Origin of the sequence: Tardiphaga sp., from assembly GCF_044336785.1 — a bacterium.
Classification (GTDB): domain Bacteria; phylum Pseudomonadota; class Alphaproteobacteria; order Rhizobiales; family Xanthobacteraceae; genus Tardiphaga.
In genome coordinates this window covers 1-21035 of sequence record NZ_JBIIOT010000065.1, presented here as the reverse complement: position 1 = coordinate 21035, position 21035 = coordinate 1, and the positions used below count along the sequence as shown (strand labels likewise).

The window sequence follows — 21035 nt, the reverse complement described above, 5'->3', positions numbered from 1 at the left end:
AGACACTTGCAGCGCGTTGATCACTGCCGCCGGTGTCTACTGGATCCCCGCTCCGCGCACGCCTTCGGCGTGCTAGGCGGGGATGACAGCAAGAGTTTACGTCCGCGCCTTACGACATCGTCTTCAACCGCTCCAGCGCTTCCAGCACCTTGGCCTTGCGGCCTTCGGCAGCGGCGCGCTTTTCGCGTTCTTCCTCGACGACCTCTTCCGCCGCATTCGCCACGAACTTCTCGTTCGACAGCTTCGCGTCCGCGCGCTTGATGTCGCCTTCAGCCTTGACGAGCTCCTTCTCGAGCCGCGCCTGTTCGGCCGCGACGTCGATCAAGCCTTTCAGCGGCAGGCCGGCGACTTCGCCGCGGACGATGAGCTGCACGGTGCCTTCCGGCGCCTTGTCGGCGAAGGTGATGTTGTCGATGCGCGCGAGGCGCTTGATGACGTCGCTCCAGCGCTGCGCCCGCGCCTGCATCTCGGCGGACGCCGCGACCAGCACCAGCGGCGTCAGCGTGGCCGGCACGATATTCATCTCGGCGCGCAGCGAGCGCACGGCGGTGATGAGATCGACGACCCAGCCGATCTCGGCTTCGGCAGCATCGTCGGTGAAATCAGCTGCGGCGGGTGCGGGATCGGCGAGCAGGATCGGCGCGACGATCGGATCGCTCGCCGCGGTCGCGACGATCAGTGCTTCCTGCTCACGCGTGATACCCGTCGCCTTGCGCGACCAGGGCGCCAATGCGAGCAGACCGTCACGCGGCGCAGTGACCGCCCACAGCTCTTCGGTGATGAAGGGCATGAACGGATGCAGCAGTTTGAGGATTTCGTCGCGCGCCCAGGCGACCATGGCGCGGGTCTCGGCCTTGGCCGGGCCGTCCTCGCCCATCATGAAGGGCTTTGCGAGTTCGAGATACCAGTCGCAATACACGTTCCAGACAAAGCGATAGGCCGCACCGGCCGCGTCGTTGAAGCGATAGGCTTCGATCGCTTCGGTGACTTCGCGCGTGGCCTTGACGGTTTCATGCGCGATCCAGCGATTGAGCACTTCCTTTGCCGCGGTCGGATCGAATCCGGCCGGCAGCACGCACTCGTTCATCTCGGCGAAGCGGCTCGCATTCCAGAGCTTGGTCGCAAAGTTGCGATAGCCTTCGACGCGTGAGGTCGCGAGCTTGATGTCGCGGCCCTGCGCGGCCATGGCGGCCAGCGTGAAGCGCAGTGCATCCGCGCCGAACTGGTCGATCAGGTTGAGCGGGTCGATGACGTTGCCCTTCGACTTCGACATCTTGGCGCCCTTCTCGTCGCGGACGAGGGCGTGGATGTAGACGGTCGGGAACGGCACGTCCTTCTTGAAGTGCATGCCCATCATCATCATGCGGGCGACCCAGAAGAAGATGATGTCGAAGCCGGTGACGAGGACATTGGTCGGGTAATAGCGGTTCACATCGACATCGGTCTGCGGCCAGCCGAGCGTCGAGAACGGCCACAGCGCCGACGAGAACCAGGTGTCGAGCACGTCTTCGTCGCGCGTGATGAAGCCTTCGCGCTTGGCAGGATCGAGCGCCATCTCGCGGCCCTGCTCTGCCGTGATGTGCTCCTGCTCGACATAATAGCCGAGCGCATGGCCGACGGCCTCGTCCTCGGTCTCGGCGACGAACACCTTGCCATCCGGGCCGTACCAGGCCGGGATCTGATGGCCCCACCAGAGCTGGCGCGAGATGCACCAGGGCTGGATGTTCTCCATCCACTCGTAATAGGTCTTTTCCCAGTTCTTCGGCACGAATTCGGTGGCGCCGGTGCGCACCGCGGCGATCGCCGGCTGGGCCATGGTCTTGGCGTCGACATACCACTGGTCGGTGAGGAACGGCTCGATGACGACATTCGAACGGTCGCCATGCGGGACCATGTGGACGTTCGGCTCGATCTTTTCGAGGAAGCCGAAATCGTCGAGCCGCTGCACGATCGCTTTGCGCGCGGCGAAGCGCTCCATGCCGTGGAGTTCCTCGATCAGTTGCGAGGCGCCTTCCGGCAGGCCGCGTGCGTAGTCCTCGTTGTCGGCGAGCGCGAGCTTGCCTTCGATATCGAGAATGCTGATGCGCGCGAGGCCGTGGCGGTTGCCGACTTCGAAATCGTTGAAGTCATGTGCAGGCGTGATCTTCACCGCGCCCGAGCCCTTTTCGGGATCGGAATATTCATCGCCGACGATCGGGATCAGGCGGCCGACCAGGGGCAGCACGACATTCTTGCCGATCAGATGGATGTAACGCTCGTCGGCTGGATTCACGGCGACGCCGCTGTCGCCCAGCATCGTTTCCGGACGCGTGGTGGCGACGACGATGAAGCTCGTCGGATCTTCCGGATTGAAGGTCTTCCCCTCGATCGGATAGCGCAGATGCCAGAGATTGCCCTTGACCTCGACCTGCTGCACTTCGAGATCGGAGATCGCGGTCAGCAGTTTCGGGTCCCAGTTGACGAGACGCTTGTCCTTGTAGATCAGGCCCTCGCGATAGAGCTGCACGAAGACCTTGATGACGGCCTCGGAGAGGCCCTCGTCCATGGTGAAGCGTTCGCGCGACCAGTCGCAGGACGCGCCGAGGCGCTTCAGCTGATTGACGATGGTGCCGCCGCTCTCGGCCTTCCATTTCCAGACGCGCTCGAGGAAAGCTTCACGGCCCATCTCGCGACGGCCTGGCTCCTTGCGTTCCATCAACTGTCGCTCGACCACCATCTGGGTCGCGATGCCGGCATGGTCGGTGCCCGGCTGCCACAGCACGTCACGGCCGCGCATGCGCTCGAAGCGGCACAGCACGTCCTGCAGCGTGTTGTTGAGGGCGTGGCCCATATGCAGCGAGCCGGTGACGTTCGGCGGCGGGATCACGATCGTATAGGGCTCGGCGTCCTGACGCTCCGGCCGGCCGGCCTTGAACGCGCCTTCGCTCTCCCACGCCGCCGCAATGCGGGCTTCGATATCGGCGGGCTGATAGGTCTTTTCGATCATGACGGATGCAATCAATCAGGAGTGTTCGGCCGCAAAAACGGCCATGAATGTGCCTGCGGCTAGAAAGCCGCAGCACAGGCGCAAGTCAACAGATGGCCGGTATATAAGCCCGGAATGGGCCAAACGAAGGCCCGTTTCCGCCTGAAACGGCTAACGGCGCCTAACGCCCGCCGCCGCGCGAGACGCGCTCGATCTCCGCCTTGACGACGCGCTCCACCAGACCCGGCAGATTGTCATCGAGCCAGGATTTCAGCATCGGCCGCAGCATCTCCTTGACGAGATCCTCCAGCGTGCGGGCATTGTTGCTCAGCACGGTATTGGCGAGCGAATTGAACGCGGATTCCACGGCCGACGCGGTCGTCTGCGACATCATCGGCGGTGCCGCGGCTGCCGGCTGTCCACGCAGCGGCGCATCATAGGCTGGCGGATCGAAGCGCGGCTGTGGTGGCGCACTGGCCGCGACGGCTTCAGCGAATTCGAGATCGTCGGCGGGCTCCACATGCCGGAAGGCCGGCTCCGGCTCTTCCGCCACCACCATCTCGTCGGTGAGTTCAAATACGTCCTCGACCGGCGGCGCGGCACGGACCTCGGGTTCGGAAGTGACCGCATCGAGACTCGCAAGCATCGCGTCGATATCGTCTTGGCTGTTGCTCACAGCAGGCTCGGGCGCTTTCTCGACTGGTTTTGGCGGGGGGGCGGGAACGGGCTTCGGGGCCGGTGGCGGCGCGCTGGCAACGACAGCCGGCTTCGGCGGCGGTGCAGCGGGCGCTGGAGCAGGTGCTGCTTCGACAGGCTTTGCTTCATCATCCGCGATGATGCGACGGATCGACGCCAGAATCTCCTCCATGGAGGGTTCCTGGACCTTTGCAGGTTGCGTCATGTCCGACTCCGCATCGTCTAAGCTCTCGTCACTATCCTACACCAGACGAGGCTGAATTTCGCGGCGCCCGGCCGTGCCGGGCAGACCATTCATCGCGCAAGCCTGACTTGTCCCCAGATCAAGCGACGCCTCACCACTAGCCGTCGCAACCTTCACGCACTGATGCGTTCCGAATCGCGCTGCTACGTCGTTGAACGGTACGTCATTGCATCAAATGATTGCAAGCAAAGGCGAAAAGCGAAAGGGCCGCTTTGCGGCGGCCCTTTGAAGCAGATGGTATGATTCAAGTACCGAACGGCTCAGCGGCCATCCGGCGTGCGAACGCCAGCCCAGCTATCGCGCACCTGATGATAGTGCACGCTCGGATCATAGACATTGGTGTTGAGCTTCATCACCGTCGGCGACAGACGACCGACGGCGTTCAGCACGGCATAGGACGCGACGACGCGATCATGCTGCGCGGTGACGAGTGCCACGCGCGCATTCACCAGCGCCTGCTGCGCGTTCAACACGTCGAGCGTGGTGCGCTGGCCGGCCTTGGCTTCTTCACGCACGCCGTTCAGCGCGATTTCCGATGCCTGCACCTGCGCCTGCGCCGAGGCGACCTGCGCCCTGCCCGCTAGCAACTGGCCCCAGGCCTGCACGACGCTGGCGCGGGTCTGGTCGCGCACCTGCTCGAGCGCCAGGCGCTGCTGCGCCAGCGTTTCCTTGGACTGGCGGATCAGCGAATATTCGGCACCGCCCTGATAGACCGGAATCGACACCTGCGCGATGCCGGCCGCGGTCAGGCCGCGCGGCGCGGTGATCGACTGGTCCCAGCCCTGCTGGATGCTGGCCTGCAGCGACACCGTCGGGAACAGCGCGCCTTCATTGACCTTCACATTGAGGAAGCTGACATCAATGCCATACATCGCGGCGGTGACGTTGGGGTTCTCGACAAGGCCGAGATCCACGGCAGTCGGCAACGAGTTCGGCAGATAGCGATCGACGGGAGAACCGGCCTGCAAGGCATTCGGCTCATTGCCGATGATGCGGCGGAAGTTCGAACGCGTCGTGGTGAGGTTCGATTCGGCGGTGAGCAGCTGCGTGCGGCCGGCAGCGAGCTGGGCTTCCGACTGCGCCACGTCCGTACGGGTGACTTCACCGACATTGAAGCGATCGCGGGTCTGCTTCAGCGTCTGTTCGAGCACGCGGACATTGCTCTTCTGCACTTCGACCACAGCCGAGTCGCGCAGATAGTCCATGTAGATCGTGGCGGCCGACAGCATCACCGTCTGTTCGAGCACGCGAAGGCCTTCGCGCGCAGCGGACACCTGGCCTTCGGCAGCGCGGGTGCGGTTCGCCGTCTGATTACCGTTGTAGAGCGTCTGGTTGATGGTCGCACCAACCGCGCGCGGCACCTGCACGCCGTGCAGCGCGATCACGTTGCCGCCGACGACGCTGACAGCGTCCGTATATTGATAGCCGCCGCTCGCAGTGATCGCGACCTTCGGGCGATAACCGGACAACGCCTGCGGCACGTTCTCGTCGGTGGCGCGCACCGATGCACGCTGTGCGTTGAGCTGCGGATTGTTTTGATAGGCGCGGACCAGGGCCGCTTCGATCGTGTCGGCGAGGCTCGGGGTCGTGCCGGCGAGCGACAGCAACAAGGCCGCAACAGCAGCGCCGGTGGAAACTTTTACGCGGCCCATTCTTGGTAATCCATTCTTGCCACTCACCTATCCAAGGCACAGCTTCACTGCGCCAGACAGGCGAAATCCGTTAGCGAGTCTCCACTCACCATATTACTCGCACGCGCGAGACGGAACCTCCCGTGGCAAGATCGCGGTGGAAACTTGGCCGATGGGACATACAAGCCACACTTGCATTCGCAGGTCAGGTTCCTAGGCAGGCGACGAAAAAGCCCCACGGGTGACCCGCGGGGCGTCTCGTTCAACCGGCGTGGCGGCGGCGGCCTCAGAAGACGAATTCGGCCTTCCGCTCCAGACCCGGCAGCACCGGCGCCACCGCGTCGAACAGCGGGCGGCTGCCGAAATCGTCGTGGGAATGGGTGACCATGGTGGCGCGCTGCGGCTTGGTCTGGGCGAACACGCCGAGCAGCTTGCCGCCGGGGGCCAGCTGGCCATAGAGGCCGGTGGGGGCGACTTCGGTGGCGCCCGCCATCACGATGACGTCATACGGGCCGCTCGCGGCGGCGCCTTCGGTCCCCGCATTGGTCACGGAGCCTGCGATCTGGCCGATCACGGCGGCGGAATAGCCGCTCGGGCAGCCGACCACGAGCACCTTGTCGGTGCCCTTCAATTCGGCGGCCTGCAGCATCTTGGCCAGCACCACCGGCTTGATCAGGAAGCGCTTGGCCTCGCCGGCCGTGCCGAGATCCAGATCGAGGTCGAGATAGGCCATCGGGCGCAGATTGGCCGGCACATACTCCTCACGGGCCACCGACAGCATGGCGTCGATGATGCGCAGATCGGTGACGTCGCTCGGACGCACCTGGCCATCGACCATTTTCTGGCGGGCGGCGGAGAAGTCGGACATGGCAATCCCTTGGCTAAGTCGAGAATTGGCTGAGTCTAGAAGGTCTCGAAGCTGAGGAATTACGGCAACACAGTGCCGCGGGCAAGATGCGGAAAAGCACAGTTGCTGCGCAAGCGAAGGCGCATGGGGCGGTCTGGCAGCATCGATTTTGGGAAAAGAATGGTTGGCTCCCCGGGCTGGATTCGAACCAGCGACCATTCGATTAACAGTCGAATGCTCTACCGCTGAGCTACCAGGGAAAACGCGATCTTGTCGCGTGCGGCAGCGTATAACAAAGCGATCCCGGCTTGGAAAGCGGGAAATGCGGAATGTTTCATCTCATCGTCACGGCCGGGGAAAACTCGTGCAAACGCTCGGAAACACGCGATATTTCGGGGGCTGGCGCCCTTCTTGCATCGATTTTCGGGACGAATTGATCCGTCGTTTCGGATCTATTTGTCGCCTTTTCGACTTATTGCATCGCAAAGTTTGAGGTCTTGACGTCGAGCCCAGTCCAGAATCGAAACGAGGTGATTCATGCCCGCCCTGCACACCGACCGCGCGCTTCCGACCGACATCCACTCCCTGCCCCTGATCAGCGACGACGAATGCGTGTCCCGACTCGCTGCCGCCGTGAAGACGCATGATCGTGCGCACGAAGATGACGATCATCTCGACGAGGTCGCGCTGCTGATCGGCCGCCTTGCCGTGCCGATCGAGATCTGATCGCCTTTCGCCCCTGAACATCCAGCCACCGCGCTCCGGCAGGAGGCCGGAGCCGAGTAGATTCGCGTGATTGAAGCTTGCGTATGCGTCCGACTGCCCGCCGTATCTATCCTGCCTTGTCCGCCGACGATCTCCTGCAAATTGCGTCGGTCGTCGTAACGCTCCGGCAACCATCGCGGCCCTGCGCGGTGGATCGATACAATTTGAGCGATCCGTTCAACGTGACCACAAAAGCTTTTCGTCAAATTGCCCGCAAGACAGGGAGTTTGACCATGAGCGAAGCCGAGTTCGACTACATTCTGGAAGCCGTGCGGACCGAGATCGAAGCCGAGATCGAAGACGATTTCCGCAGCCAGATGCTGTTTCTCGCGCCGATTCCGACCGCTGCCAACGACAATGAAGGCACCTGGCCGCACATTCCGTTTCCGGACGGCTGGCACGCCTCCTGCTGAGGCGCGTCTCGACAAGACGTTTACGCGGGTCATGTGGGAACCCGCGTGAAAGATTGAAGCCGGCCATTGCTTTGCCGGCGAACGGTCTGTAACTAACCCGTTATGGGGCCATGTGGCGGAATGGTTACGCGCCGGTCTGCAAAACCGTTTATTCGGGTTCGATTCCCGACGTGGCCTCCATCAATCCAATCAAGCGTTTAGATCAGAATTGACGACATCCGGACGGGCGTGCGCCCTGCCCGGTCATTTCTTCTTGCTGCCGCGGAGGCGCCAGTCGCGCTTTTTGGCCTTGGGGGCCAGTTCCGGGATTTCGGCCTGCACCTCGCGATAGCGCGCCAGCATCCGCTCGAAACTCGCATTGAGCGTCTCGGCGATCTTCGGCCGCTTCTCCAGCGCTGACAGCAGCATGCCCGCTGCCTCGATGGTCGAGAGCCCATCCTTGCGCGGTTCCTTGCGCAGCTTGCCATAGAGCGACGGCGCGGCGGGGCCGAGGATGATGCGCTGGCATTTCAGCATCCAGGCATTGCGCCACCACAGCGCCTTGGCCTGGCTCCAGGTGCCATCCAGCAGGATCACGCCTTCGAGGTCCCTCAGCAGCGACTTCTGGTTCAGTTCGGCCTCGGCCTTGCGGTCGATGGCGAGGATTTCGAGATCGGTGTCGTAGTCAGCCACCTTGGCGGAGCCGAGATAGAGGATCCCCCAGCGGGCGGGATCGACATTATGGCCGAGGATCTTGGACAGGCTCGGCCAGGACAGGCCGACCTTGACCTCCGAATTGGTGAAATGCTGGGCGGCGACGCGGGCGGTGCCCAGCGCGCGGTCCTGCTCCTGCGGGTGCTGCAGGATCAGGAGGCCGATCTTGTTATCGATGGGCTCGATGCTGTCGCAGATGCAGAGCGGCATCGGCTTCTGGCAATGCGGGCATTCCGGGATCTCGACGATCTCGGGCGAAAGGTCATTTGTGCTGGACATTGCCCGCTATACGCCGCGGACGCCCCGGCTTCAACCATCGGCTACTCAGCCGGTACCGGATGCGGCTGCGGCCGGTACCTGTTTCGCAGCCGGTCGATCAGCAGATAGATCACGGGCGTCGTGTAGAGCGTCAGGATCTGCGACACGAACAGGCCACCGATGATGGTGATGCCGAGGGGCCGGCGCATCTCGGTGCCGGGACCGGTCGCAATCACCAGCGGGATCGCGGCAAAGGCGGCAGCCAGCGAGGTCATCAGGATCGGGCGAAACCGCGCGCGGCAGGCCTCGAAAATCGCATCGGCCGGCGTCAGGCCGCGATGCCGCTCGGCGTCGAGGGCAAAATCGACGAGCATGATGCCGTTCTTCTTGACGATGCCGATCAGCAGGATGATGCCGATGAAGGCGATCACCGTCAGCGGCGTGTTGGTGATCTGCAGCGCCAGCAAGGCGCCCAGCCCCGCCGGCGGCAGCGTGGAGATGATCGTCAGTGGGTGCACCAGGCTCTCATAGAGCACGCCAAGCACGATATACATGGTGATGAGCGCACCAAGGATCAGCAGAACCTGGCGGTTGGCCGTCTTCTGGAAGTCGCCGGCACTGCCGTCGAAGCCGCCGCGGATGCCTTCGGGCATGTGCAGTTCATCGACGGCGCGCTGCACCGCGCCGGTCACGGAATCCAGCTGCACGCCGGGCATCAGGTTGAAGGACACCGTGGTCGATGGCATCGACTGCGAGTGATAGACCGCAAGCGGCGACAGCGTGCGCGTCACCTTGACGATGGCCGAGAGCGGCACCTGCGCGCCACCCGTGCCGGGCACATAGATGCGGTCGAGATCGGCGGGGTCGTTCTGGAATTGGCGGCCAGTCTCCAGCACCACCTTGTACTGGTTGCGCTGGGTATAGATGGTCGAGATCTGCCGTTGCGAGAAGGCGTTGTTGAGCGCGCTGTCGATGTCGGCCACATCGACGCCGAGGCTGGAGGCGAGCTTGCGGTCGATCTTCAGCGTCAATTGCAGGCCGCCGGGATCGCGATCGCTGGACACATCGGTGACGCCCGGAACGGTTTCCAGCCGTTTCGACACCAGCGGCGCCCATTTCTGCAGGAGTTCGAGATTGCTGGAGGTCAGCGTGTATTGATAGTTGGAGTCGCTCTGTCGCCCGCCTGCCCGCAGGTCCTGCGCGGCGAACATGAACAGGCGGATGCCCGGCAGCGCGCTCAGCTTGGGCCGCAGGCGATTGATGACGTCATCCGTCGTCGCGCCGTCGCGCTCAGCCGGCGGTTTGAGCGCAATGAACATGGTGCCGCGATTGGCGCCGCCGCCACCCGGTCCTCCGGAGCCGCCGAGCGATGAGCCGACGCTGCGCACGGCGGGATCGGCCAGCACGATATCCATTACCTGCTGTTGCAGCGGCAGCATCGCCTGGAACGAGACATCGGCGGAGGCGCGCGTGGAGCCGATCACGAAGCCGCTGTCATCATCCGGGAAGAAGCCCTTCGGCGTCTTGACGTAGAGCACCATGGTCAGCGCGATGGTCGCGAAGAACACCAGCAGCGTGAGAAACGGGAATTCCAGCACCACATGCAGCGTCCGCTCATAGGCGGCGATGATGCGCGACAGCGCGCCTTCGACAATGCGATCGAAGCGCGTCTGGCGCAGCGCGTGGCCGGCGCGGATATACTGCGCGCAGATCATCGGCGTCACCGTGAGCGATACGATGGTCGAGACCACGATGGAGAAGGTCAGGGTCAGCGAGAATTCGCGCAGCAGGCGGCCGACCAGACCATCCATGAACAGCAGCGGAATGAAGGCCGCGATCAGCGACAGGCTGATGGACACGACGGTGAAGCCGATCTGGCGGGCGCCCTCACTCGCTGCCTGCATCGGCGTCATGCCGGCTTCCAGATTGCGGTACATGTTCTCGATCATGACGATGGCGTCATCGACGACGAAGCCGACGGAGATCGCCAGCGCCATCAGCGACAGATTGTTGATCGAGAACCCGACCAGCCACATGCCGCCCAGCGTGCCGGCGATCGCGAGCGGCACCGATACACCGGCGGCAATGGTCGGCACGCCACGGCGGACGAACAGGAACACCACGGCCATCACCAGGAATGCCGTGGCGAGCAGTGTCCACTCCATGTCCTCGACGGAGGCGCGGATGGTGCCGGTGCGATCGTTGAGCACCGAGACGTCGATGCCGGCGGGGATCCACTGCTTGAGATCCGGGATCAGTGCCTTCACACGATCGACGGTGTCGATGACATTGGCATTGCCCTGCTTGGTGATCTGGATCAGCACCGCCGGCTGCTTGTTGAAGAAGGCAGCCTGGCGATTGTTGCGCGTGGCATCCTGAACATCGGCGACGTCGGACAGGCGCAGATAATTGCCATTGTCGCTCTTGATGATGATCTCGCGAAACTCGTCCGCGGTGCGCATCTGCGGATTGATCGACAGCGTCTCGCTCTGGCGTGATCCCTGGAAGATGCCGACGGGGCCGAGCGGATTGGCATTGACGATCGCGGTACGGACATCCTCGGTCGAGATGCCGGCATTGGACAGCGCAACCGGATTGAGCTGGATCCGCACGGCCGGCTGGTCGGCGCCGCTGGCCGTCACCTCGCCGACGCCGGGCACCTGGGACAGGCGCTGGACGAGCACGGTGTCGGCGACGTCATAGATCGCGGAGGCCGACATCGTCTTCGAGGTCAGCGCGAGAATGAAGACCGGCGTGGCGGACGGATTGGCCTTGCGGAAGGTCGGCTGCGACGGCAGGTCGGTCGGCAGGTCGGCAGCTGCGGCATTGATCGCCGCCTGCACGTCACGCGCCGCACGGTCGGCGTCGCGGCTGATGGCGAATTGCATCATGATGCGGGTCGAGCCGAGCGAACTCGTCGAGGTGATCTGCTCGAGCCCCGCAATGATCCCGAGCCGGCGTTCCAGAGGTGCCGCGACGGTGGATGCCATGATGGCGGGATCTGCGCCGGGGCGCGATGCTGCCACCATGATCATGGGGAAATCGACATTCGGCGTCGATGCCACCGGCAGGAAGCGATAGGCCACGAGACCGATCAGGCACAGGCCGAGCGCCAGCAGCGTGGTGCCGACCGGCCGGCGGATGAAGGGCTCGGAGATCGAGATCGCCACTAGGGCGGCCCTCCTGCCCCGGCCGCACCCGGATTGCGCGCGGCGGGCGTGCGCCGCGCAAAACGCCAGCTGATGCGGTCAAGCGCGAGATAGATCACCGGCGTCGTATAGAGCGTCAGCACCTGGCTCACGATCAGGCCGCCAATGATGGAAACGCCGAGCGGAAAGCGCAGCTCGGAGCCGGTGCCGCTCTCCAGCGCCAGCGGCAAGGCACCGAACAGCGCCGCCAGCGTGGTCATCATGATCGGGCGGAAGCGCAGCAGACAGGCTTCGATGATCGCCGCCTCCGGCGCCATGCCACGCTCGCGCTCGGCGTCGAGGGCGAAGTCGATCATCATGATGGCGTTCTTCTTGACGATGCCCATCAACAGAATGATGCCGATCAAGCCGATCACCGACAGGTCTTCCCCGCACAGCATCAGCGCGAGAATGGCGCCGACGCCGGCGGATGGCAGCGTCGACAGAATGGTGATCGGGTGGATGTAGCTCTCATAAAGCACGCCGAGCACGATATAGATCGTGACGATCGCAGCGAGGATCAGCCAGGGCTGGCCTGCCAGCGACTTGGAGAATTCAGCGGCATCGCCCGAGAATCCGCCGACAATGCTGGTCGGCATGCCGATCCGCGTCTCGATCTTCTTCACTTCCTCGACGGCATCACCAAGGGCCTCGTTCGGCGCGAGGTTGAAGCTCAGCGAGATCGCCGGGAACTGGGCCTGATGCGAGATCGCCAGTGGCGCCGTCGTCCGCGTCAGGGTGGCGACAGCCGACAGCGGCACCTGCGCATTGGTGGTCCCGTTGCTGGCGCCGGGCAGATAGAGCTTCGACAGAACTTCCGGATCACGCTGCTGCGACGGCAATGCCTCGAGCACGACGCGATACTGGTTCGACTGGCCGTAGATGGTCGAAATCTGGCGCTGCGCGAAGGCATCGTTCAGCGTGTCGTTGATCGATTGCAGGCTGATACCGAGCTGCCCTGCCCGCTGACGGTCGATATCGAGCGAGGCACGCAACCCGCCGGTCGCGGCTTCCGAGGACACGTCGCGGAACATCGGATCGCTGCGCAACTCCTTGACCAGGCGCTGCGACCACGCGGTGACTTCGTTGGCGTCCGTGCCGGTCAGCGTATACTGATATTGCGAGCGGCTGGACGCGGTGCTGATCTGGATGTCCTGCACCGGCTGGAAATAAACGGTCATGCCTGGCACGTCGGCCACGCGCTCCTTCAGCCGTGCGATGACCTTGACGATATTGTCCTTGCGCTCGCCGAGCGGCTTCAGCGTCATCACCATGCGGCCGACATTGGTGGTCGGATTGACCGAACCGCCACCGATCACCGAGATCACGCCAACCACGTCCGGATCGACCTGAATGATCGCAGCCACGGCGTTCTGCCGGTTCTGCATCTCGGCAAAGGACACATCCGGCCCCGCTTCCGTCACCGCGGTGATGGAGGCCGTATCCTGCAATGGCAGGAAGCCTTTCGGCGCGATCACATACAGTCCGAGCGTGGCAGCGATGGTGATGAAGGTCACCACCAGCGTCGCCGGCTGATGCTTCATCACCCACAGCAGCGTGCGGTGATAGAACGCCACCATGGCATCGATGCCGCGGCTGATCGTGGCGAGGCCGGGCACCTGCCATTCGTCGTGCATGTTCTTCAGAAGCCGCGAACACATCATCGGCGTCAGCGTGAGCGACACCACAGCGGACATCACCACCGCAATTGTCAGGGTCAGCGCGAATTCCCGGAACATGCGGCCGACAAGGCCGGACATGAACAGCAGCGGGATGAACACGGCAATCAGCGACACCGTCAGCGAGATCACGGTGAAGCCGATTTCGCTGGCACCTTTCAGCGCCGCGTCCATCGGGCTCTCGCCCTCCTCCATATGGCGGACGATGTTCTCGATCATGACGATGGCATCGTCCACGACAAAGCCGGTGCCGATGGTCAGCGCCATCAGCGAGAGATTGTCGAGGCTGAAGCCGGCGAAATACATCACGCCGAAAGACGTGATCAGCGACAGCGGCAAGGCGACGCCGGCAATCAGCGTGGCGCGCAGCGAGCGCAGGAACAGCAGCACCACCAGCGTCACGAGGATGACGGCCAGCACCAGGGTAAACTGCACATCATGCACGGAGGCGCGGATCGTCACGGTGCGGTCGCTGACGATGGTCAGCTTGACGCCGGCCGGCATCAGGCGCTGGACCTTGGGGATTTCCTCGCGGATCTGGCGAACGACCTCGATCACATTGGCGCCGGGCTGCCGCTGGATTTCGATGATGACGGCGGGTGTGCCCTGGTACCAGCCGCCCGTGCGGTCATTCTCGAGCCCATCGACGATCTGCGCGACATCGCCGATGGTGACTGGCGAACCATTGCGATAGGCGATGATGATGGGCTTATAGGCGTCAGCCACGGCGATCTGGTCGTTGGCGGCGATCGTATAGGCCTGTTGCGGTCCGTCGAGGGAGCCCTTGGGCCCGGAGACATTGGCGCCGGCAATTGCGGTGCGCAGGTCTTCCATCGAGATGCCATAGGCAGCGAGCCGGGCGAGATCGGCCTGGACGCGCACCGCGGGCTTCAGGCCGCCGAGCACGCCGACCTTGCCGACGCCGGTGATCTGGCTGAGGCGCTGCGACAACAGCGTGTCGGACAGGTCGCTCATCGCACGCAGCGCGATGGTGTCCGACGTCAGCGCCAGCGTCATGACGGGCGCGTCGGCCGGGTTCACTTTGTTGTAGACCGGCGGATAAGGCAGGTTGCGCGGCAACACGCCGGCCGCCGCATTGATGGCCGCCTGCACGTCCTGCGTGGCGCCGTCGATGTCGCGGTTGAGATCGAATTGCAGCGAGATCTGGCTGACGCCGTAGGAGCTCGTCGAGGTCATCGACACCAGTGACGGGATCTGGCCGAGCTGGCGTTCCAGCGGCGCCGTGATCAGCGACGCCGTGACCTCCGGACTGGCGCCCGGAAGCTGCGTCGAGACCTGCACGGTCGGAAAATCGACCTGCGGCAGCGCCGAGATCGGCAGCGAGAAATAGCCGAGCATGCCGCCGATCAGCAGCGCCACCCCGATCAGGGATGTCGCGACAGGCCGGCGGATGAAGGGTTCGGAGACGCTCATACCTGTGCGCTCGCTGCTGTCCGCGCCATCAGGCGCGACGATCCATGGTGTCGGCGATCATGGTTGTTTCGCTCCCTGCGGCGCGCTGCCGGAACCGGCCGCCGGCGGCGTCTGGCCCATCGGCGCGGAGGGATTGCCGTCAGAACCGCGTTGCTGCCCTTCGCCGCGCTTGCCGCGGCGCTCGCCGGCATCGCCGCCCTTGCTGCCGCCACGCTTGCTGCGCGGCGCCAGATCGGCCGCGGGCTCGCCGGTATTGGTGCCGACGCTGACCTTGGCGCCATCGGACAGATTGGCGAAACCGGTGGTGACCACGCGGTCGCTCGCCGACAGCCCCTTGGCGATGACGGCCGAGGTTTCGTTCTGCTGCGTCACCGTGATCGGTACCGCCTTGGCGATGTCGCCCTCGCCGATCACATAGCTGAACGTGCCGGCCGGGCCACGCTGCACGGCCGAGGTCGGCACCACCATGGCGTCCTTCAACGTCTCGACCTTGAGGCGGACATTGACGAACTGGCCGGGCCACAGCTGATAGGTCGGATTGGGGAATTCGGCCTTCACCTTCACGGTGCCGGTGGTCTGGTCGACCTGATTATCGATGCCGGTGAGCGTGCCGGTGTCGATCACCGTCACCCCGTCATTGCCGAACACATCCACGGACAGCGTACCCTTGGCAGCGGCGGCATTGGCGCGCGTGATCTGCTGCTGCGGCAGGCTGAACAGCACGGCGATCGGCTGCAGCTGCGTGATCACCACAAGGCCGGTCGTGTCGGACGAGCGGATGATGTTGCCCTGATCGACCTGACGCAGGCCGGCGCGGCCGGACAACGGCGCGATGATCTTGGTATAGCTCAGCGTCGCGCCTGCATTGTCGATCGCGGCCTGATCGGACTTCACCAGTGCTTCCTGCTGCGCCACCAGCGAGCGCTGGGTATCGGCCTGCTGCTTGGAGCCGGCATTGGATTGCGCCAGCTGCTCGTAGCGGATCAGGTCGAGCCGGGCATTGGCGAGCGTCGCCTCGTCCTGGGCCTTCTTGGCGACGGCCTGATCATACAGCGCCTTGAACAGCACAGGGTCGATCTCGCCGAGCACGTCGCCGGCCTTGACGTCCTGACCTTCCTTGAAATTGACCTTGATCAGCTTGCCATCGACCTGCGCGCGCACGGTGACATTGTTGAGCGCGCGCACGGCGCCGACACCGTCGAGATAGACCGGCACGTCCTTGATCTCGGGCGTCGCCGCCAGCACCGGCACGGTCATCATGTCCGGCCGGAAGCCGCCACGGCGCTGATCCCCGCCGCCCTGCTGCGTCTGCATCGCGCGCCAGCCGATATAGCCGAGGCCGCCCAGGATCAGCAGCGTCACGGCGATCGAGACCGTGCGGCGGCGCGCCTTGCCGGCAACCTTGGTCACGCCGTCGCTCGCGGCTTTCATATCCGGCTTAAAGAGCATTGACCGGTCTTTCCATTTTCGGTTCCCAGCCGCCCCCCAGCGCCTGATACAAGCTGACAAAGGCCTGCAGCCGCGCCAGTTGCGCCTGGGACAGGGTGTCCTCGGCCTGGAACAGCGTCAGCTGGGTGTTTAGCACAGTTACGATGTCAGCGGTTCCGGCGCGCAATTGCTGCTCGGACAGCTCGAAGGCCCGCCGCGAAGCGCGAACCACCTCGCGCTGCAACCGCAGCCGTTCGGTGGTCTGACGGATCGCCACCAGCGCATTATCCACGTCGGCAAAGGCAGAGACGACCGTCTTGCGATAGGTCTGCAGCAACTCGTCCTGCTGCGCCTGGGTCAGCTCGAAATTACCCTTGATGACGCCGCCATCGAAGATCGGCTGGGTCAGGCCGCCGACCAGGCTGAAAAAGGCCGCGTTCGGATTGAACAGCGCCACCAGCGCCGAACTCTGATAGCCGCCCGATCCGGTCAGCGAGATGGTCGGGAAGAACTGCGCGCGGGCGCTGCCGACATTGGCGGTGGCCGAGGCCAATCGCGATTCCTGGCGACGGATGTCCGGCCGCTGGGTCAACAGATCCGACGGAATGCCCGGCGTCACTTTTGGCGCGGCGATATTGTTGAGCGAGCCGCCCGCCACGCGGACGCTTTCCGGCGGACGCGACACCAGGGTCGCCAGCGCATTGGCGTTCTGCGCCAGTGTGGTCCGCAGCGTCGGCACGGCAGCGCGCTGATTGGCGAGGACGCTTTCCTGCTGGGCGACATCGAGTTCGTTGCCTGTGCCCGCGCTGAAGCGCTGCTTGATGGCATCGAGGATTCGCTGCGCGCTGGCGATGTTGCGCTCGGCGGTGCGGATGCGGTCCTGCGAGGTGAGCACCTGGAAATAGGCATTGGCGACTGCCGCCAGCGTTGTCAGCGCCACGGTCTCACGGTCGAACCGGCTGGCATTCGCGGTTTCCTCAGCGGCCAGCGCGGCATCCCGGTTCTTGCCCCAGAAATCGAGCTGATAGCTCGCCGACAGCGAGGCGGAGAAATTCGTTACTTCGCGGCCGCTGATCGACAACCCGCTGGCACTCGACCCCGATGTCCGCGAATAGGTCTCTTGCCCGCCAGCACTGAGCGTCGGCAGCAGGGCCGCGCCGGTGATCCGGGACTGCGCATCCGCCTGCCTGATTCGCGCGACGGCCGCGGCAATGTCCAGGTTGACGGTCTGCGCCTCCTCCATCAGCTGGGTCAGCTCAGCGGAACGGAAGCCACGCCACCAGTCCAGCGACGGCGTCGCAGCATCGGGCCTGGCGGTGCGGGCTTCCTGGTAAGCGGGCGGAATATCCAGCGCCGGGTTCGGAATATCGGAGGTCAGCATGCAACCGCCAGACATGGCAGCCACGGCAAATGCCGCGAGAGCGCGACCTGTGATTCGCGAGAGCGAAGCGCTCACTGCCGCCACCCGGCGGCCACAGGCCGGCATTCCCGCGAAATGCAGGTATTCCAGACGGAAAAGGCGACTGACTGCGACACGTTCACCGGGTGATGCGAAGACAATGAAACGAGCAGCCATTGTAGCCGCCCGAACATGTCGCGGACAGTGTTCTTCCGTGTCGGAACGTGCAAGCTTGCTCGGGCGTTGGGTCGTATCCAGCGCTCTCATTTGCACAGTTTCTCTGATTTTATCGCGTTATTCTGACCTATCGGATTTCCGCCGACGATATCGGCCACACCTGCCTTACGAAGATTTCATGTGTCCCGACATTGCTGCCGCCAATCTCCCCTCCTCTTTCCCGTTCCGCCGGTGAAACCCGGAGACGATTCCTACCGTAGCTTCCCTATCATTTGACCGCCCAAGGGGACTTTTGGAATGCGCATCGCAGTGATTGGAACGGGAATAGCCGGCAATGCCGCGGCATGGGCATTGTCGCAGCGCTATCCCGTGACGGTCTATGATCGCGAATTGCGCCCCGGCGGCCACAGCCATACCGTCACCATCGATTATGACGGCACACCGATCGCCGTCGATATCGGCTTCATCGTCTATAACGAGCTCAATTATCCCGATCTGACGGCGCTGTTCGCCCATCTCGGCGTCGAGACCGTGGACAGCTGCATGAGCTTCGCCGTCAGCGCCGATGCCGGGCGGTTCGAATGGAAGGGCGGCGGCGACAGCTGGGCGGATACGGCGCGCGGCCTGTTCGCACAGAAACGCAATGCGTTCTCGCCGTCCTATCTGTGGATGCTGCGCGACATCCTGACCTTCAACGAGCAGAGCGTAAAGGATCGTGACGCCGGCCTGCTCGCCGACATGACGCTTGGCGACTATTTCCGCTGGCGCAAATTCGCCCCGCGCCTCCTCACCGACTATCTCGCCCCGATGGGCGCCGCGATCTGGTCGGCCCCCGCAGATCAGATCCTCGACTTCCCGGCTGAAAACTTCATCGCCTTCTTCAGCAATCATCGCCTGCTGCAATATGACCGACCGATCTGGCGAACGGTGAAAGGCGGCAGCAAGCGTTATGTGGAGAAACTGACGGCCGCTTTCGGCGATCACCTGCGACTCGGCTGTGCTGTGACCTCCATCGAGCGCGGTGCGCATGGCGTCATGGTGCATGACAGCCTCGGCCATCACGAACTCTATGATCACGTCGTCGTCGCCACCCATAGCGACCAGGCGCTGGCGCTGCTGTCCGATCCCAGCCCGGACGAGACCGCTGTGCTCGGCGATATCGGTTATGGACCGAACATCGTCTATCTGCATCGCGATCCCCGGTTGATGCCAAAGCGCCGCAACGCCTGGGCGTCGTGGAATTTCCTGCGCTGGAAACGCGAAGGCAGTCATGTGAACGATGTCGCGGTGACCTACTGGATGAACCAGCTGCAGGGCATGCCTGAGGACAAGCCGCTTTTCGTCAGCCTCAATCCGCCCTTCGCGCCGGACCCGGATCTCACATTCGGGCGTTATCTGTGCGAACATCCACAATATGACGCCAAGGCTTTTGCGGCCCAGAAGCGGCTCGGCGCCATCCAGGGCCAGCGCCACACCTGGTTTTGCGGCGCCTGGACCGGCTACGGCTTTCACGAGGACGGCCTGCGCTCCGGCCTTGCTGTTGCGGAAGCGCTTGGCGCAACCGTGCCCTGGCGCGAGCCGCCGGCGGAATTGGCGGAAGCTGCGGAGTAACTGACGTGAGCGAGGTCACCAAGACGACGGCACCGGCGGCGCTGTATTTCGGCGACGTCATGCATGCGCGCCTGAAACCCATGGGCCATCGCTTCACCTATCGCGTCATGAGCCTGTTGATCGACCTCGACCGGCTCGACGATGCGGACCGCACATCACGCCTGTTCGGCGTCAACCGTGCAGCTCTCTACAGCTTCCACGAGAAAGATCATGGTGAGCGCGATGGCTCCTCGCTGCGCGCCTATGCGCAACGCTGCGCGGCGGCGCATGGCATCGATCTCACCGGTGGCCGCGTCGAGCTGCTCTGCTATCCCCGCCTGCTCGGCTACACCTTCAATCCGCTCTCGGTGTATTTCTGCCATCATGCGGATGGCACGCTCGCGCTGATCATCTACGAAGTGCGCAACACCTTTGGCGACATCCACTCTTACGTGCTGCCGATCGCGGATGGTGAGCAGACCGATGCCGGCATCCGCCAGGTGCAGGACAAGCTGTTCTATGTCTCCCCCTTCATCGAGAAGGCGATGCGCTATCATTTCCGTGTCTCGCCGCCAGCCGACGAGGTGAAGCTGCGCATTCTCGAAACCGACAGCGAAGGTCCGTTGCTGGCTGCGACCTTCCACGGCCGGCGCACGGCGCTCACGTCACGCGCGCTGCTGCGCTCGTTCGTCGGCCTGCCGCTCGTGACCTTCAAGATCATGGCAGCGATCCATTGGGAGGCGCTGCGGCTGTGGATCAAAGGTGCGCGACTTGTGCCTCGCCCGAAGGCGCCTGCAGCAAATACCGGCTTGGCGAGTGAACAAAGCCGCGCTTATATTTCCGCAAAGTCATCAGCACGCTGAGCGTTCTCGCGACGCACAACGCAAATCATGACGGCGGATGCACATGTCTGATCTCACCTTCAACGCGCCGGAGAGCGTTACTCCGGAAAATGCCGGCCGCATCCTGGCGGACCTGCCCAGGATCGTCCGGATGGCGCTTGGCTTCGGCGCCCACCTCACTCGCGGCACGCTGGATGTGACGCTCCCCAATGGGCGGCGCTATCGACTAGGCGGCCGGGAGCCCGGCCCGGCTGCCGAAATGACGGTGCATAGTTACGCCTTTGCCAAGCGCCTTATCAATGGCGGCGATATCGGCATTGCCGAAGCCTATCTGCATGGCGACTGGGATACGCCCGACCTGACCCAGTTCCTCTATCTGTTCTGCGTCAATCACGACCTGATCCAGTCGATGCTCGGCAACAATCCGGTGATGCGGCTGGTGCAGGTCGTGCGGCACTGGTTCAACCGCAACACCAAGCGGCAGGCGCGCAAGAACATCTTTGCCCATTACGATATCGGCAATGCGTTCTATTCGGCCTGGCTCGACCCGAGCATGACCTATTCCTCGGCCATCTTCGAGGACGGCACGCAGGACCTCACCGCCGCCCAGCACAACAAATATCGCAGGCTCGCCGAAGCTATCGATCTCAAGCCCGGCCAGAAGGTGCTGGAGATCGGCTGCGGCTGGGGTGGCTTTGCGGAATATGCAGCCAAGCATTACGACGCGCAGGTGGTCGGCCTGACCATCAGCACCGAGCAGCGCGACTTTGCCCGCAAGCGGATCGC

14 protein-coding genes and 2 tRNA genes are annotated in these 21035 nt (G+C 63.8%); 6 read left to right on the top strand and 10 right to left on the bottom strand.

The genetic code is table 11. The features are described from left to right. Window positions 1-109: 109 nt before the first annotated feature. From ACIQ2A_RS17850 to ACIQ2A_RS17830, 5 genes are all read right to left on the bottom strand, one after another. Window positions 110-2986 carry a valine--tRNA ligase gene (locus ACIQ2A_RS17850; RefSeq protein ID WP_398481667.1) on the bottom strand — a complete coding sequence of 959 codons (2877 nt, stop codon included), beginning with the start codon at window positions 2984-2986 and terminating at the stop codon, window positions 110-112. Between the two features lie 160 nt (window positions 2987-3146). Beyond that, the gene (locus ACIQ2A_RS17845) at window positions 3147-3866 is read right to left on the bottom strand and encodes a PopZ family protein (RefSeq protein WP_398481649.1); all 720 of its coding nucleotides are present in this window, start codon (window positions 3864-3866) and stop codon (window positions 3147-3149) included. A gap of 299 nt (window positions 3867-4165) precedes the next feature. Further along, complete coding sequence (locus ACIQ2A_RS17840; RefSeq protein ID WP_398481647.1) at window positions 4166-5557, bottom strand: TolC family outer membrane protein; 1392 nt, start codon at window positions 5555-5557, stop codon at window positions 4166-4168. Between the two features lie 265 nt (window positions 5558-5822). Then, window positions 5823-6404, bottom strand: coding sequence for a protein-L-isoaspartate O-methyltransferase (locus ACIQ2A_RS17835; protein ID WP_398481645.1), 582 nt, complete (start codon window positions 6402-6404; stop codon window positions 5823-5825). Window positions 6405-6568: 164 nt separating this feature from the next. Further along, window positions 6569-6643: transfer RNA gene (locus ACIQ2A_RS17830), tRNA-Asn, on the bottom strand. A gap of 277 nt (window positions 6644-6920) precedes the next feature. Between ACIQ2A_RS17830 and ACIQ2A_RS17825 the strand changes: the two genes are divergently transcribed. The 3 genes from ACIQ2A_RS17825 to ACIQ2A_RS17815 all read left to right on the top strand — a co-directional run bounded on the left by ACIQ2A_RS17825 (window position 6921) and on the right by ACIQ2A_RS17815 (window position 7741). Beyond that, window positions 6921-7109 (top strand): hypothetical protein, encoded by a 189-nt coding sequence (locus ACIQ2A_RS17825; protein ID WP_398481643.1) that lies wholly within the window; start codon window positions 6921-6923, stop codon window positions 7107-7109. 272 nt (window positions 7110-7381) lie between these two features. Next, entirely contained in the window at window positions 7382-7561 is a 180-nt protein-coding gene (locus ACIQ2A_RS17820) for a hypothetical protein (protein WP_398481641.1), read from the top strand. A 106-nt stretch (window positions 7562-7667) separates the two neighbouring features. Continuing rightward, window positions 7668-7741: transfer RNA gene (locus ACIQ2A_RS17815), tRNA-Cys, on the top strand. 63 nt (window positions 7742-7804) lie between these two features. On the opposite strand, the gene ACIQ2A_RS17810 is transcribed toward ACIQ2A_RS17815, so the two are convergent. From ACIQ2A_RS17810 to ACIQ2A_RS17790, 5 genes are read right to left on the bottom strand one after another with little or no spacing between them, the layout of a single operon-like run. Then, complete coding sequence (locus ACIQ2A_RS17810) at window positions 7805-8533, bottom strand: tRNA-uridine aminocarboxypropyltransferase (RefSeq protein WP_398481639.1); 729 nt, start codon at window positions 8531-8533, stop codon at window positions 7805-7807. Window positions 8534-8574: 41 nt separating this feature from the next. After that, window positions 8575-11682, bottom strand: coding sequence for an efflux RND transporter permease subunit (locus ACIQ2A_RS17805; RefSeq protein ID WP_398481637.1), 3108 nt, complete (start codon window positions 11680-11682; stop codon window positions 8575-8577). Next, window positions 11682-14813, bottom strand: coding sequence for an efflux RND transporter permease subunit (locus ACIQ2A_RS17800; protein ID WP_398481635.1), 3132 nt, complete (start codon window positions 14811-14813; stop codon window positions 11682-11684). Before ACIQ2A_RS17800 ends, ACIQ2A_RS17805 begins: the two co-directional genes overlap by 1 nt. 57 nt (window positions 14814-14870) lie before the next feature. After that, a complete protein-coding gene (locus ACIQ2A_RS17795) occupies window positions 14871-16262 on the bottom strand; it encodes an efflux RND transporter periplasmic adaptor subunit (RefSeq protein ID WP_398481632.1) in 1392 nt (463 codons plus the stop codon). After that, a complete protein-coding gene (locus ACIQ2A_RS17790) occupies window positions 16252-17637 on the bottom strand; it encodes an efflux transporter outer membrane subunit (RefSeq protein ID WP_398481664.1) in 1386 nt (461 codons plus the stop codon). Before ACIQ2A_RS17790 ends, ACIQ2A_RS17795 begins: the two co-directional genes overlap by 11 nt. Window positions 17638-18114: 477 nt before the next feature. Here ACIQ2A_RS17790 and ACIQ2A_RS17785 point away from each other — a divergent pair, with 477 nt between their 5' ends. From ACIQ2A_RS17785 to ACIQ2A_RS17775, 3 genes are all read left to right on the top strand, one after another. After that, on the top strand, window positions 18115-19428 hold the full coding sequence (locus ACIQ2A_RS17785; RefSeq protein WP_398481630.1) for an NAD(P)/FAD-dependent oxidoreductase: 1314 nt from the start codon (window positions 18115-18117) through the stop codon (window positions 19426-19428). Window positions 19429-19433: 5 nt separating this feature from the next. Next, window positions 19434-20270 carry a DUF1365 domain-containing protein gene (locus ACIQ2A_RS17780; protein ID WP_398481628.1) on the top strand — a complete coding sequence of 279 codons (837 nt, stop codon included), beginning with the start codon at window positions 19434-19436 and terminating at the stop codon, window positions 20268-20270. A gap of 43 nt (window positions 20271-20313) precedes the next feature. Beyond that, on the top strand, window positions 20314-21035 hold a 722-nt coding region (locus ACIQ2A_RS17775), incomplete at its 3' end, for a class I SAM-dependent methyltransferase (RefSeq protein WP_398481626.1).